The organism is Phyllobacterium sp. OV277, from assembly GCF_900104355.1.
GTDB lineage: Bacteria > Pseudomonadota > Alphaproteobacteria > Rhizobiales > Rhizobiaceae > Phyllobacterium.
Genome location: NZ_FNIY01000001.1, coordinates 787,967 through 801,879, shown reverse-complemented (window position 1 = coordinate 801,879; position 13,913 = coordinate 787,967). Strand labels below are relative to the sequence as shown.

13 protein-coding genes are annotated in these 13,913 nt (G+C 56.1%); 8 read left to right on the top strand and 5 right to left on the bottom strand.

From position 1 onward, the window contains the following. Positions 1-100: 100 nt before the first annotated feature. From nagA to BLU05_RS03955, 4 genes are read right to left on the bottom strand one after another with little or no spacing between them, the layout of a single operon-like run. Positions 101-1,279 (bottom strand): N-acetylglucosamine-6-phosphate deacetylase, encoded by a 1,179-nt coding sequence (nagA, locus tag BLU05_RS03970; protein WP_091877891.1) that lies wholly within the window; start codon positions 1,277-1,279, stop codon positions 101-103. Continuing rightward, on the bottom strand, positions 1,276-2,286 hold the full coding sequence (locus BLU05_RS03965) for an SIS domain-containing protein (RefSeq protein WP_091878488.1): 1,011 nt from the start codon (positions 2,284-2,286) through the stop codon (positions 1,276-1,278). The genes nagA and BLU05_RS03965 overlap by 4 nt, the downstream gene beginning before the upstream one ends. A gap of 14 nt (positions 2,287-2,300) precedes the next feature. Further along, positions 2,301-3,089, bottom strand: coding sequence for a GntR family transcriptional regulator (locus BLU05_RS03960; RefSeq protein ID WP_091877890.1), 789 nt, complete (start codon positions 3,087-3,089; stop codon positions 2,301-2,303). After that, positions 3,082-3,969 carry a glucosamine kinase nucleotide-binding domain-containing protein gene (locus tag BLU05_RS03955; protein WP_091877889.1) on the bottom strand — a complete coding sequence of 296 codons (888 nt, stop codon included), beginning with the start codon at positions 3,967-3,969 and terminating at the stop codon, positions 3,082-3,084. Before BLU05_RS03955 ends, BLU05_RS03960 begins: the two co-directional genes overlap by 8 nt. A 198-nt stretch (positions 3,970-4,167) precedes the next feature. Here BLU05_RS03955 and BLU05_RS03950 point away from each other — a divergent pair, with 198 nt between their 5' ends. The 6 genes from BLU05_RS03950 (at position 4,168) to BLU05_RS03925 (ending at position 10,442) form a co-directional block, all read left to right on the top strand. After that, a complete protein-coding gene (locus tag BLU05_RS03950) occupies positions 4,168-5,079 on the top strand; it encodes an N-acetylmuramic acid 6-phosphate etherase (RefSeq protein WP_091877888.1) in 912 nt (303 codons plus the stop codon). Between the two features lie 35 nt (positions 5,080-5,114). Beyond that, entirely contained in the window at positions 5,115-6,374 is a 1,260-nt protein-coding gene (locus BLU05_RS03945) for an ABC transporter substrate-binding protein (protein WP_091877887.1), read from the top strand. Between the two features lie 171 nt (positions 6,375-6,545). Next, positions 6,546-7,496 (top strand): carbohydrate ABC transporter permease, encoded by a 951-nt coding sequence (locus BLU05_RS03940; protein WP_091877886.1) that lies wholly within the window; start codon positions 6,546-6,548, stop codon positions 7,494-7,496. Between the two features lie 12 nt (positions 7,497-7,508). After that, positions 7,509-8,348 (top strand): carbohydrate ABC transporter permease, encoded by an 840-nt coding sequence (locus BLU05_RS03935; protein ID WP_091877885.1) that lies wholly within the window; start codon positions 7,509-7,511, stop codon positions 8,346-8,348. Beyond that, on the top strand, positions 8,345-9,412 hold the full coding sequence (locus tag BLU05_RS03930) for a Gfo/Idh/MocA family protein (RefSeq protein WP_091877884.1): 1,068 nt from the start codon (positions 8,345-8,347) through the stop codon (positions 9,410-9,412). The genes BLU05_RS03935 and BLU05_RS03930 overlap by 4 nt, the downstream gene beginning before the upstream one ends. Before the next feature lie 28 nt (positions 9,413-9,440). Then, the gene (locus BLU05_RS03925; protein ID WP_091877883.1) at positions 9,441-10,442 is read left to right on the top strand and encodes an ABC transporter ATP-binding protein; all 1,002 of its coding nucleotides are present in this window, start codon (positions 9,441-9,443) and stop codon (positions 10,440-10,442) included. Positions 10,443-10,832: 390 nt separating this feature from the next. Here BLU05_RS03925 and BLU05_RS03915 read toward each other — a convergent pair whose 3' ends face one another. Next, positions 10,833-11,081 (bottom strand): type II toxin-antitoxin system Phd/YefM family antitoxin, encoded by a 249-nt coding sequence (locus tag BLU05_RS03915; protein WP_091877881.1) that lies wholly within the window; start codon positions 11,079-11,081, stop codon positions 10,833-10,835. 184 nt (positions 11,082-11,265) lie between these two features. Between BLU05_RS03915 and mgrA the strand changes: the two genes are divergently transcribed. Together mgrA and BLU05_RS03905 are read left to right on the top strand one after the other, a co-directional pair. Further along, positions 11,266-12,327: an L-glyceraldehyde 3-phosphate reductase gene (mgrA, locus tag BLU05_RS03910; RefSeq protein ID WP_091877880.1), complete on the top strand. Its 1,062-nt coding sequence runs from the start codon at positions 11,266-11,268 to the stop codon at positions 12,325-12,327. 142 nt (positions 12,328-12,469) lie between these two features. Continuing rightward, positions 12,470-13,789: a UDP-glucose dehydrogenase family protein gene (locus BLU05_RS03905; protein WP_091877879.1), complete on the top strand. Its 1,320-nt coding sequence runs from the start codon at positions 12,470-12,472 to the stop codon at positions 13,787-13,789. Positions 13,790-13,913: the final 124 nt, after the last annotated feature.

The following is a 13,913-nucleotide window of genomic DNA, read 5'->3' as shown; positions in this document are numbered from 1 at the left end:
GTCCTCGGGTCAAGCCCGAGGATGACAGAGTTGGATGGGCGTGGGGTGGGGAGCTAAATTCTGCTACCCTTGCGATTAGCATTGCATCCGCCCAAGTTCCTCATGGTGAGCTTGTCGAACCACGCGCGTAATGCACATCGCCATCAATCCACACATGATCAACATCAAGCGCATCATCAAGGTGAACGATATTGGCGACGTAGCCAGCGTTAATGCGCCCGTACTGATGATCGATGCGGATGCTTTCCGCCGGATAAAGCGAGGCCATGCGCAGGGCTTCATCGAGATCAAGCCCAAGCTCGTGATGCACGAAACGAACAGCTGAAATCATATCAAGATCAGCACCGGCCAGCGTGCCATCTTCAAGCGTCAGGCGCCCGCCCTCGCGACGGATTGTCCGGCCATTCAGCGTAAAGGTGGTGATGTCAGTGCCAATCGTCGACATGGCATCGGTGACGAGAAAAATTTTAGCCGGGCCTTTTTTCGCCCGCAACGCAATTGCCATGGAAGCCTTGTCCACATGGAACCCGTCGGCGATCAAGCCTGCTGACAATTCGCCCGATTCAAGAACAGCCCCGACAACACCCGGCGCACGATGCCCGAGCTGGCTCATGGCGTTGAAGAGGTGCGTAGCCATGGAAGCACCGGCTTCCTTTGCCGCGATTGCAATGTCATAGGAAGCACCGCTATGGCCGATGCTGACAATAACGCCCGTATCCACCATGGCTTTGATCTTGTCCGCAGGAACGGTTTCCGGCGCGACTGTGGTCAGCAGAACCGGCAGTTCCTGCACGGCTTCGATGATGGCCACGAGATCGCTGTCTTCCATAGGGCGGATAAGCGCCGGGTCGTGCGTGCCCTTGTGCGATACGGAAAGGTGGGGGCCTTCAAGGTGCAGGCCAATAAAACCGGCAACCTTTTCCTGTGCCGCAGCCTTGCCCGCCGCAATAGCTGCGTTGGTGATCTCTGGCGTATCGGTAATCAGGGTCGGCAGCAGAGCAGTGGTGCCAAACGCCACATGCGCCTTGCAGATCGTCCTGATCGCTTCAACGGTCGGACCGTCATTCAGGAGCACACCGCCGCCTCCATTCACCTGAACGTCGATGAAACCGGGCACCAGCTTGCCGCCCTGCATTTCGACGCGCCTGATCCCGGCGGGGATATCCGCTTCGGCAACGATAGCGGAGATAACGCCCTCATCAACAAGGATAGCGGAACCGGTGTGCCAGTTTTCGCCGTCGAAAATGTCGGCGCCGGTCAGTGCATAGGCAGTGCTCATATTGTTTCAGTCACTTTTCTCAAATGCGGTGGCTCATCCGGATTAAGGCCGCGGCTGCGGGCAAATTCCTCAACGAAAGCATAGAACGAAACCAGCAGGGTCAGCGGGTCAGTGAGCGGATGCGACGTGGCGATGAACGGCAGGGCGGTCGCCTTTGATGGCTTGGCAGACGTGAGAAACACGGCGGCTTCCTGTTCGGCCAGGCGGTCAGCGGCTTCAACGAGCGAATCCTCAGCTGCATCGCGTGTTGCCAGCACCAGAACAGGGAAGTCCTTGCCGACAATAGCCTTCGGTCCGTGCATGACTTCCGCAGCGGAGTAGGATTCCGCATGCATGGCGCTGGTTTCCTTGAATTTTAGCGCGACTTCGTTAGAGACGGCAAATGAGGGTCCACGACCCAGCACGAACAGGGAGTTTTCGCCCTTCATCGCAGCGCCAAAAGGCGACCAGTCGCAGCGGATGGCTGCCGCAAGCGCTTTGGGAAGCTCATCAATGGCTGTCAGAAGCTCTTCATTCTGGGTCCAGTGACCGATCAGCGCGAGACCAGCTACCGCCGAACTGACAAAGGTCTTGGTGGCTGCGACGCTACGTTCTTGTCCGGCCAGAATATCGATAGCAAGATTGCTGGCATAGGCGAGATCGGAGTTGATTTCATTAGTAATAGCGAGCGTCAGCGCACCGCTTTCGCGCGCGGCCTTGGTCATGCTGACAATGTCAGGGCTTTTACCGGATTGAGAAATGGAAAGCGTTGCGGCGCTTTCGAGCTTCAGCGTCACACCGTAAATCGAGGCAATCGAAGGTCCGAGCGAGGCAACCGGAATGCCTGCGGTCAGTTCAGTTGCATATTTCAGGTATGCCGTAACATGGTCCGACGAGCCGCGCGCAATGGATGCGAGGAAGGGCGGGTTTTTCTCGCGCAGTTTTGCCCCGGCATTGGCCAGCGTATCGCGGGATGCATCGAGAAACCGTGCTGTCACATCCGGGATGGACAGGATTTCTGCGCGCATGAGTGTTCCGTTGGTCAAAGTACTGCTCCTGAAATTTCCGAGGAGTCGCCGAGCTTCAGCTCCGCGACGAATTCATAGGCGTCCGCCCGGTAAATCGACCGGGTGAACTCGATCACTTTTCCTGATTCAAGGTAGGATATGCGTTCTATGTTGAGGCTGGCGGAACCGGCGGGAACCTCTAGCAGCTTGGCATCGGCCTCTTTGAGGATCGCCGCCGAAATGCGCTGGATAGCGCGGGCCGGGCGGTTGCCGCCTTCTGCAAGCACCGCATAGAGTGAGAGTGTCACCAGTTCCGGATTGGGCAGGACATGAATGGACAGGGCAGCGCGTTCAATGGCCATGGGTGTGTCATTGGCAACGCGCAAACGGCTGATACGCGCGACCTTCTCGCCTGATGACAATCCGAGTGTGACCATTTCCTCCGGCGATGGCGCATAGATGCCGCGATCAAGCCAGGTGGAGCGGACGATCATGCCGCGCCGCGCCATGTCTTCGGTGAAGGATGTGAGATGCGAAAGCGATTGCTCGACCCGCTCGGAGCGGGGCGCGACGAATGTGCCTGATCCATGCCGCTGAACAAGCAGCCCAGTATTCACCAGACCCTGAACAGCTTTGCGCACGGTAACGCGCGAAATATCGGCGATGGTGGCGAGTTCCCGCTCCGGTGGTAATGCATCGCCCGGTTGCAACATGCCGTCACGCACCGCCGTTTCAATCAGCCGTTGGAGTTTGACATAAAGCGGACCGCCACTGGCGGAGCTGTCATTGAGCGTCGGCAGGATATCGATCAGACCATCAGCCATGTACCGCCTCCTTGCCCGCCGATGCAAAATTCTTCACGGCGAGTTGCACGGCACCGGTGAGCGCATCGTTCAGGGGCTTATGCAGCTTTGCTCTGTAACGGGGGGAAAGGCGCGCTTCAAACAATGCACCAAGGCCGCCGATCAATGACAGACGTTCCTGTGCTGACGGCATGATCGCATCAAGACCCTCTTCAATCTGCATTACCGATTTCTGCAGCATTGCCAGTGCTATCGGGTCATTCTTCGCGGCATATTCGAAAACCATGGGGGCAAGGCCACCAAAATCGCCGGGACGGGCCGAATGGGCAAACTCGACAATACGGTGCGGGTTGTTCTCAAAGCGCGCCATGACGCTATCGGTCAGAGGCGAGGAGGGATGAAAGTGGTCATAGGCAAGTAGTGTTTCTTCCAGAAGGTCGCGGCCAATTCTGGCGCCGCCGCCAAGATCACCAACCTTGAAGCCCCAGCCTCCGGCAAAACGGATTTCATTGCCGTCGCGGGTGAGAAAGAAGGACCCCGTTCCAATGATGACCACCGTTCCATCATTGTCGCCAAGCGCACCCTGAAGGGCAATGACACCATCCGAAAAGACCAGTGATTGGCGAAACGGCAGTGTTGCCTGCAACTTTTTACTGTTGCCGCTGATCAGCGCCCCGGCAAGTCCGAGAACCGCGTCCGTGGATGCAATCGCTGCATGATCAATGCCGGCAGTGGTAAAGGCTGCGCGCGTGGCATCGAGAATGTTCAGGCGTGCGGCATCCATATCGGTCATGATATTGGCCGAACCGCTTTTGCCGATGCCCAGAACGAGGCCATTCCTATCGGTCACAGCTGCTCTGCAACCCGTTCCGCCACCATCAATTCCCAGAAGATATGTCACGTCAACCGTCCTCCGAAAAATAGAATACCAATAAAATACCAATAGCCAAGCGTTAATTCCATGTTTTTTCCACTTTTAATTATCATGTTGATTTTATTGGGAAATTTAATTTATGCAAAAATCAATTCAGGATTTTTTTAAGAACTGCTGGACAAGTGGTATTTTTTTGGCATTAATTATCGCAATGAGGAGAGGCGAGTGGTGGTAACCCGTACCGAGCAACGCAACGACAAGGCATCCGGACTGGACGAGCGATCGCCAGAAGATGTTTTGCGTTTGCTGCACGAGGCGCAGATCGAGGCTGCGGCTTCGGTGGCGCGCGCAACGGATTCCATTGCCAAGGGCGCATTGCTGGCCGCCGAGACTCTCGCCGCTGGCGGGCGCATCGCCTATGCCGCTGCGGGCAGCTCCGGCTTGATGGCCCTTGCCGACGCGCTTGAATTGCCTGGCACCTACGGCATTGCCCCTGACCGCGTTGTTATTCTGCTGGCGGGTGGTATTGAAGGCCTTAATCGCCTTGCAGGCAGCTATGAAGATGATGTCGAGCAGGCCGCCAGAGACATTGCCGGTGCGGGACTGGGGCAGGGCGACTGTCTGATTTCCATTTCCGCCAGCGGCACCACGCCCTATGCGCTCGCAGCGAATGATGAAGCCAAGCGGCGCGGGCTGAAAATCATTGCCATTGCCAATAATCCTGATGTTCCGCTTTTCGCGCAGGCTGATGTTGCCATCACGCTGGAAACGCCGCCGGAAATCGTCGCCGGATCAACCCGAATGGGGGCAGGCACTGCGCAGAAGATCGCGCTCAACCTCTTGTCGACGCTGATGGCTGTGCATCTTGGCCATGTGCATGACGGCTATATGGTCAATCTCGTTGCCGACAATGAAAAGCTGCGTGAGCGCGCGGCGATCATCGTTTCGGCTATCGGTGCCTGCGATATCGCGCATGCAAAGCAGCATCTGGCCTCATCTGGCGGTTCGGTGAAATCCGCGATCCTGCTGGCCGCCGGAGCCGCCAATGCAAAACAGGCATCACACATTCTCGAAGGCAATCAACAGAGGCTACGCCCGGCGCTTTCGGAACTCAAAGGGAGCCTCGGCTCTCGTTAACGGCACTGCTCAAAAGGGTGCAACAGGAGACTAAAATGGGAAGCACGACTTTAAAAACACTGCTTATGGCTACCAGCATTCTGGCTTCGGCCGGTTTCGCGCACGCTGCCGACACCACGCTGACAATTGAAAGCTGGCGTACCGACGATCTTGCGATCTGGCAGGAAAAGCTGATCCCGGCCTTCGAAGCGAAGAATCCCGGCATCAAGATCAAGTTCGCACCGACACCACCAACCGAATATGATGCCGCACTTGGCGCCCGCTTCGATGCAGGCAGCGCCGGTGACATCATCACCTGCCGGCCCTTCGACAAGTCGCTGGAACAGTTCAAGCGCGGCAATCTGTCGAGCCTGAAGAGCCTTCCGGGCATCGAGAACTTCTCTCCAGTTGCCAAGGCCGCCTGGAGCACGGACGATGGTTCCGACACGTTCTGCGTGCCGATGGCCTCGGTTATCCACGGCTTCATCTACAACAAGGATGCTTTTGACAAGCTCGGCATCGCTGTTCCAACGACGGAAGCTGAATTCTTCGCTGCTCTCGACAAGATCAAGAAGGACGGCACCTACATTCCGCTCGCCATGGGCACCAAGGATCTCTGGGAAGCCGCAACCATGGGCTACCAGAACATTGGTCCAAACTACTGGAAGGGCGAAGAAGGCCGTACTGCACTGATCAAGGGTACGCAGAAGCTTACCGATGCGGATTGGGTTGCGCCTTACAAGACGCTGGCCAAGTGGAAGGATTATCTCGGCGACGGTTTCGAAGCCCAGACCTATCCAGACAGCCAGAACCTGTTCACACTCGGCCGTGCTGCGATTTATCCTGCCGGTTCGTGGGAAATCTCGCTGTTCAACACACAGGCGCAGTTCAAGATGGGTGCGTTCCTGCCACCGGTCCAGAAGGCTGGCGACACCTGCTACATCTCGGATCATGCCGATCTTGGTGCAGCGATGAATGCGAAGAGCAAGAATCCTGAAGCCGCCAAGAAGTTCCTGTCATGGGTCGCTTCGCCTGAGTTCGCCGACATCTATGCAAATGCGCTGCCGGGCTTCTTCAGCCTGTCGTCGACACCGGTCAAGATGAAGGACCCGCTGGCGCAGGAATTCGTGTCATGGCGCGAAAAGTGCAAGCCAACGATCCGCTCCACCTATCAGATCCTGTCGCGCGGCAAGCCGAACCTCGAAAACGAAACCTGGGTTGAATCGGCCAATGTGATCAACGGCACTGATACACCAGAAGTTGCAGCCAAGAAGCTGCAGGATGGTCTCGATAGCTGGTATAAGCCTGCGAAATAAGCAATTCAATGCCGGGATGGTGCATGCCGTCCCGGCATTTTCTTTATCGCGAGCAGGTTTTGTCGAGCCGCTCCGGATATTGCGATTATTGTCGACCATTCGTTTGACGAACGGCAGTCATGGACCGGTTTTCCATGACCAACAAATCAAGAAGCAGGGGTTTGCGATTTAATGAGCACGGCCGACTATACCCAGTCTGACACGGGTCAGGACAAACGCACACGGCGCTGGCACATCCTTGTGTTCCTGCTGCCGGCGGTGATCGTCTACACGGCAATCATGATCCTGCCTCTGATCGAGACATTGCGCCTGTCCCTGTTCAACGAGGTCGACGGCCATAGCGTATTTGTCGGCTTCGGCAATTTCCAGACCCTGTTTGGTGAGCCGCGCTGGTCGGCCAGTTTCTGGAATGCCCTGCGCAACAATTTCGTTTTCTTCCTGATCCATATGCTGGTGCAGAACCCGATTGGCGTTGCCCTCGCGGCGCTGCTTTCCGTACCAAAGCTGCGGTTTGGCGCATTCTACCGAACCGCGCTGTTCCTGCCGACGCTGCTCTCCTTCGTGATTGTCGGCTTCATCTGGAAGCTGATCCTCTCGCCGATCTGGGGTGTATCGCCCTATCTGCTTGATCTGGTCGGCCTGAAATCGCTGTTTGCGCCGTGGCTGGGAAGGCCGGATACGGCGCTCATCACCGTATCGCTGATTTCGGTCTGGCAGAATGTTGGCATCCCGACGATGCTGATTTACGCCTCGATGCTGAGCATTCCAGAAGAGGTTCTTGAAGCTGCGGAATGCGATGGCATTACCGGCTGGAGCCAGTTCTGGAAAATCAAGCTGCCGCTGATCCTGCCATCCATCGGCATCATCTCCATTCTCACTTTTGTCGGCAATTTCAACGCTTTCGATCTTGTTTATACGGTGCAGGGCGCGCTGGCGGGGCCTGATGGATCGACGGATATTCTGGGTACGCTGCTTTACCGCACCTTCTTCGGCTTCCAGCTGCAGATCGGTGACAAATCCATGGGCGCAACCATTGCGACGGTGATGTTCCTTATCATCCTGACCGGTGTCTGCATCTATCTCTTCGCCATCCAGCGGCGCATGCGCCGATACCAGTTCTAGGAGGGTCTCATCATGGCAAAAGCCCGCACGTCGCCCCTTCGCTCCGGTTTCGTCCATCTGGCGTTGATTATCTATACACTGATTGCGCTGTTCCCGGTGTTCCTGACCGTCATCAACTCGTTCAAGGACCGGGCGTCGATTTTCCGCAATCCGCTTGGTCTGCCTGATGCAAAGAGTTTCAGCCTGGTTGGCTATGAATCGGTGCTGAAGCAGGGGGACTTCACCCTGTACTTCCAGAACAGCCTGATCGTCACATCCGTGTCGATTTTCTTCGTGCTGCTGTTCGGCGCCATGGCTGCCTTCGCGCTGTCGGAATACCGCTTCCGCGGGAATGCATTGACGGGTCTCTATCTTGCTCTTGGCATCATGATCCCGATCCGCCTTGGTACAGTCGCCATCCTTCAAGGCATGGTTGCAACCGGTCTCGTCAATACGCTGACTGCGCTGATCCTCGTTTATACGGCGCAGGGCCTGCCACTTGCCGTGTTCATCCTGACCGAGTTCATGCGCACCGTGTCCGACGATCTGAAGAATGCCGGGCGTATCGATGGGCTGTCTGAATATTCGATCTTCTTCCGGCTGGTGCTGCCGCTGGTGCGGCCAGCCATGGCCACGGTTGCCGTGTTCACCATGATCCCGATCTGGAACGATCTGTGGTTCCCGCTGATCCTTGCTCCGAGCGACGCAACCAAGACCGTTACCTTGGGATCGCAGGTGTTCATCGGCCAGTTCGTCACCAACTGGAATGCGGTTCTGGCGGCACTCACCCTCGCCATTCTGCCGGTGCTCGTCCTCTACTTCCTGTTCTCGCGGCAATTGATCCGCGGCATTACATCCGGAGCCGTCAAATGAGCGCGAATACGCAAAAGCCCGTGCGGGTTCTGGTTGCAGGGCTTGGCAATATGGGCCGAAGCCACGCGCTCGCCTATCACAACAATCCCGGTTTTGAGATTGTCGGACTGGTGAACCGCTCCGTCGTGCCGCTGGCCGAGGAATTGCAGGGCTATACAATCCATCCATCGTTCGAACAGGCGCTGGCTGAACTCAAACCGGAACTGGTTTCGATCAACACTTATTCCGACAGCCACGCGGATTATGCGGTTGCGGCCATGGCAGCCGGAGCCGATGTTTTTGTCGAAAAGCCGCTTGCAACCACGGTTGCCGATGCGGAACGTGTGGTGGCTGCGGCCAAGCAATATGGCCGCAAGCTGGTGATTGGCTATATCCTGCGCCATCATCCCTCATGGGTGCGGCTGATCGGGGAAGCCCGCAAGCTCGGCGGCCCCTATGTTTTCCGCATGAACCTCAACCAACAGTCGAGCGGACCCACATGGGAAACTCACAAGGCGCTGATGCAGACCACATCGCCCATCGTCGATTGCGGTGTGCATTATCTTGATGTGATGTTGCAGATTACCGATGCCAAGCCCGTTCAGGTACGCGGCATGGGGGTGCGGCTCTCTGATGAGATCGACGCCAAGATGTACAATTACGGCCATCTTCAGGTGCTGTTCGATGACAATTCCGTCGGCTGGTATGAGGCGGGCTGGGGTCCGATGATTTCGGAAACGGCTTTCTTCGTAAAGGATGTCATTTCGCCCAATGGCTGTGTGTCCATTGTCATGGACCAGAACGCCAAGTCGGATGATATCGACTCGCATACCAAGACATCGACCATCCGGTTGCATTCGGCCAAAAGGGGCGCTGACGGGCGTTTTGCCAAGCCGGACGAACTGCTCAACATGGCGGGCGAACCCGGTCATCAGGATCTTTGTGATCTGGAGCAGGCCTTTGTGCTCAAAGCCATCCGGGAAAATCTCGACCTTGGCCGCCACATGCAGGATGCCGTGCGATCGCTGAGTGTCTGTCTTGCGGCAGATGAAAGCGTGCGCACCGGCAAGCCGGTTGACCTTTAATTAAAAGTTTGAAGACGGGAACAAGACATTGGGTTCTTTGAAGATTGAAAATATTCGTAAGTCTTTCGGCCACGTGGACGTGCTGAAAGGCATTGACCTTGAGGTCAAGGATGGCGAATTCGTGATTTTTGTCGGACCATCCGGCTGTGGCAAATCAACCCTTTTGCGTGTGATCGCCGGGCTGGAGGATGCAACATCAGGCGAAATCCTGATCGATGGCAAGAAGGTCAACAACACACCGCCGGCAAAGCGCGGCATCGCCATGGTGTTCCAGACTTATGCGCTCTACCCGCATCTTTCTGTCCGGGACAATATGGGCCTTGGCCTGAAGCAGGCTGGCAAACCGACAGAGGAAATCAAGGAACGCATCAAGGTCGCGTCAGGCATGCTCTCGCTCGATGATTATCTCGAACGTCGTCCGTCCGAACTCTCCGGCGGTCAGCGCCAGCGCGTGGCCATCGGGCGTGCCATTGTGCGCGAGCCGCAACTGTTCCTGTTTGACGAACCCCTGTCGAACCTTGATGCGGCGCTGCGCGTTAACACGCGGCTTGAGATCGCCCGCCTGCACCGGCAGCTTAAAGCGACGATGATTTACGTCACCCACGATCAGGTGGAGGCGATGACGCTGGCCGACAAGATCGTGGTTCTGAACAAGGGCAGGATCGAGCAGGTCGGCTCGCCTATGGAGCTTTATAATTCGCCGCAGACGTTATTCGTGGCTGGCTTCATCGGTTCGCCGCAGATGAATCTGATCGAAGGCGCAAAGCTCGGCGACGCCACGGCAAAGACCGTTGGCATTCGCCCTGAACATATTCAGGTCAGCAATACATCAGGAACGTGGAAGGGCGGGGTTATCCATGTGGAACATCTTGGCGCCGATACAATCATCTATCTGCAGACCGATTTCGGTCCGCTAACGGTGCGGCTCTTCGGCGAGCATCAGTATGAGGTCGATCAGGTACTTTATGCGACACCGGATGCCGGGCGCACCTACCGTTTCGATGACAAGGACATGATCATCAAGGCTTGACGTTAACTCCGCAGAACGGCGCGTACCCGGCGTTCTGCGGATGCCTGTTTTATGAGGATTGCAACTTTTCGAAGGAATGCAGGGCTGAACGCTCCAATTGGCTTTGTCGATGCAAAGTCATAGGCCTGATCCATATCAATCCTGTTGTATTCATCAAGGATCAGCCAAGAGGGAAAGTTGAGACCAGCACGGTGGCACTCGATCTCGCTTACCGACGCGTGAATTCTGGACCTGTCAGGCATTCCCGATGTGATTGGAAATAGATAGAGGCTGGCTGGGTTTGCTATCGTTTTCACAACAAGGCAGACGGGTCGCGCCTTTCTGCCGGACTCTTCTCCTGCATCCGACTGACGTGCCCACAAGTAATAGTATTGGAGCACATCCCCCGGCTTAATCGTCATTATCGCCGGTGATGATTGCGTCCAGACCTTCCATCAGCGTGTCGTGAACATCGTCGGGCGCATCTTCCAACGTATATGCTGTCGTCTTCAGCGCCCCTACCAATTGCTGATATTTTTCTGCGGTTAGAATGATAAGCTTTTCTTTGCCGCGTTTGGTCAGAGCTACGGGTTCCACCAAGGCTGCATCAAGGATTTCGCCCGACTGGCGATTAACCTCTGAAAATGTGAACTGCTTCATAATCAGCTCCGGGCCTGAATACGTATTTTACGTATAATACGTATTTTACGTATTTTACGTAAAATAGCAATGCGACTTACGTATTTCCTGTCATGACATCATTATGACTTTCGTTCATAGTCCGGCGCGCTGAAACGGAAATCGTCCGTCTCGGCGAGACAGATGACAGGGAAGAGAATAAGCCATGAAATGGACTCCAGACTCCAAACGCTATGACACGATGAAGTATAATCGCTGTGGCAAGAGCGGCCTCAAACTACCGGCGATTTCTTTGGGGTTGTGGCACAATTTCGGTCATGACACGCCGCACCAGACCAAACAGGCGATCTGCCGTCAGGCGTTTGATCTTGGCATTACCCATTTCGATCTTGCCAATAATTACGGCCCGCCGCCCGGTTCCGCTGAAGAAGCTTTTGGCGAAATCCTGCGCAATGATTTCAACGGCTATCGTGATGAGCTGATTATCTCTTCGAAGGCCGGGTACGGCATGTGGCCGGGACCTTATGGCGAGTGGGGCAGCCGCAAATATATGATTGCCAGCTGCGACCAGAGCCTGAAGCGGCTGGGTCTCGATTATGTCGATATTTTCTATTCGCACCGTTTTGATCCGGATACACCGCTGGAAGAAACCATGATGGCGCTTGACCATATCGTCCGTTCCGGCCGGGCGCAGTATGTCGGCATCTCGTCCTACAATTCGCACCGCACCCGTGAAGCAGCGGCAATTCTGGAAGAACTGGGCACGCCATGCCTGATCCATCAGCCAAGCTATTCCATGATCAATCGCTGGATTGAAGAGGACGGTCTTGTCGATACGCTCGAAGAACTCGGCATCGGCTCCATTGTGTTCTCGCCGCTGTCACAGGGCATGCTGACTGACAAATATCTCAAGGGCGTGCCTGATGAGAGCCGCGCCGCACAGGGCAAATCGCTTAATCCGGCATTCCTCAGCGAGCAGAACCTTGCCAATATCCGCGCTTTGAACGCGATTGCGTCGAAGCGCGGCCAGACTTTGGCACAGATGGCGCTTGCCTGGGTGCTGCGTCGCGGGCGGATCACCACGGCGCTGATCGGTGCCAGCAAGCCGCAACAGGTTATCGATTGCGTCAAGTCGTTGGAAAATCTTGAATTTACCGACGCCGAGCTTGCCGAAATCGACACCTATGCGAACGATGCGAACATCAATTTGTGGGCAGCATCTGCCGAGCGCCGGGGACCGGACCGCACGCCGCCAAAACTGGCTTGAACCACCGGTGAAATGGCCTAGATAAGAGACACCGAAAACGCCAGTCGCGACCTCGTGGCTGGCGTTTTGATCTGCAATTGGCAGCGCCGCGCGAATATGCGACATGTCTGCGCGAAATTGACGTTACGGATGGGATAGTGCGATGAAGATTGCGATGATCGGGACTGGCTATGTTGGTCTGGTTTCAGGTGTTTGCTTTGCCGAATTTGGCTTTCAGGTTACCTGTGTCGACAAAAACCCTGCGATCATCGAGCGGTTGCAGGCCGGTGAAGTGACGATCTACGAGCCCGGTCTCGATGAACTCCTGTCCCGCAACGCCCGCGACGGCCGCCTGATTTTTACCACCGAGCTGGCATCAACCGTCGCCGATGCGGATGTGATCTTTATCGCCGTGGGTACGCCTTCGCGCCGTGGTGACGGCGAGGCCGACCTTCAATATATCTATGCGGCGGCTGATGAAATCGCGGCGGCCATGAAGCCCGGCGCGGTGATCGTTATCAAGTCAACGGTTGTCGTCGGCACCAATGCGGATGTGCGCGCCCATATTGCCAAGGCGCGGCCCGATGTTCCATTCTCGATGGTTTCCAATCCGGAGTTCTTGCGCGAAGGCTCGGCGGTCGAGGATTTTCTACGCCCCGACCGCGTTGTCGTCGGTGTGCATGACGAACGCGGTGCCAACGCCATGAAGCGGGTCTATCGTCCGCTTTATCTGCGTGAAACGCCGATGATTGTGACAACGCTCGAAAACGCCGAGATCATCAAATATGCCGCCAATGCCTTTCTGGCGATGAAGGTGACATTCATCAACGAAGTGGCTGATCTTTGCGAAAAGACCGGTGGCAATGTGCAGGATGTGGCGCGCGCTATTGGCATGGATAATCGCATTGGCTCAAAATTCCTCCATGCGGGACCGGGCTTTGGCGGATCGTGTTTTCCGAAGGATACGCGCGCCTATGCGGCAACGGGGCGCAAGATGAATGCACCGCAGACGCTGATCGAACAGGTTGTGACCGTCAACGAGCAGCGCAAGCGTTCCATGGCCCAGCGTGTTATCGCAGCGGCTGCCAAAAGCGGTGCCAAGACGGTTGCAGCGCTTGGTATCGCCTTCAAGCCGAATACCGATGACATTCGCGAGTCACCCTCGCTCGATATCATTCCGGCTCTGCAAAAAGCTGGACTGACAGTCCGCGCGCATGACCCGGAAGCTCGCTCTGCCGCCGAGCCTGTTCTGCCCGGTGTTATCTGGTGCAAGTCAGCCTATGAAGCCATTGAGGGCGCTGATATCACCGTGCTCCTGACCGAATGGAACGCCTACCGCGCGCTTGATCTGAAAAAAGTCGCCAATCTGATGAAGGGCAATGTGCTGTTCGATCTGCGCAATGTTTTTGGCGAGCAGGATCTTGATGGTGCCGGGCTGGAGTATCACTCGCTTGGCCGCCCACGGTTGGGTGGTTCGACATAACAACCATGAGGGAGAGTGTGGATGCAATGATAGTTGCCAATGTTGCAGTACTTGGCTCCCACACCGCGCCTCTCTCCGTCATCCTCGGGCTTGACCCGAGGACCCACGACCAAAGAAATCAAAC

Bases quoted from the DNA above. Each gene is read 5' to 3' on its own strand.
- nagA (WP_091877891.1), bottom strand. From the start codon at position 1,279: ATGAGCACTGCCTATGCACTGACCGGCGCCGACATTTTCGACGGCGAA.
- BLU05_RS03965 (WP_091878488.1), bottom strand. From the start codon at position 2,286: ATGCGCGCAGAAATCCTGTCCATCCCGGATGTGACAGCACGGTTTCTC.
- BLU05_RS03960 (WP_091877890.1), bottom strand. From the start codon at position 3,089: ATGGCTGATGGTCTGATCGATATCCTGCCGACGCTCAATGACAGCTCC.
- BLU05_RS03945 (WP_091877887.1), top strand. From the start codon at position 5,115: ATGGGAAGCACGACTTTAAAAACACTGCTTATGGCTACCAGCATTCTG.
- BLU05_RS03940 (WP_091877886.1), top strand. From the start codon at position 6,546: ATGAGCACGGCCGACTATACCCAGTCTGACACGGGTCAGGACAAACGC.
- BLU05_RS03935 (WP_091877885.1), top strand. From the start codon at position 7,509: ATGGCAAAAGCCCGCACGTCGCCCCTTCGCTCCGGTTTCGTCCATCTG.
- BLU05_RS03930 (WP_091877884.1), top strand. From the start codon at position 8,345: ATGAGCGCGAATACGCAAAAGCCCGTGCGGGTTCTGGTTGCAGGGCTT.
- BLU05_RS03915 (WP_091877881.1), bottom strand. From the start codon at position 11,081: ATGAAGCAGTTCACATTTTCAGAGGTTAATCGCCAGTCGGGCGAAATC.
- mgrA (WP_091877880.1), top strand. From the start codon at position 11,266: ATGAAATGGACTCCAGACTCCAAACGCTATGACACGATGAAGTATAAT.
- BLU05_RS03905 (WP_091877879.1), top strand. From the start codon at position 12,470: ATGAAGATTGCGATGATCGGGACTGGCTATGTTGGTCTGGTTTCAGGT.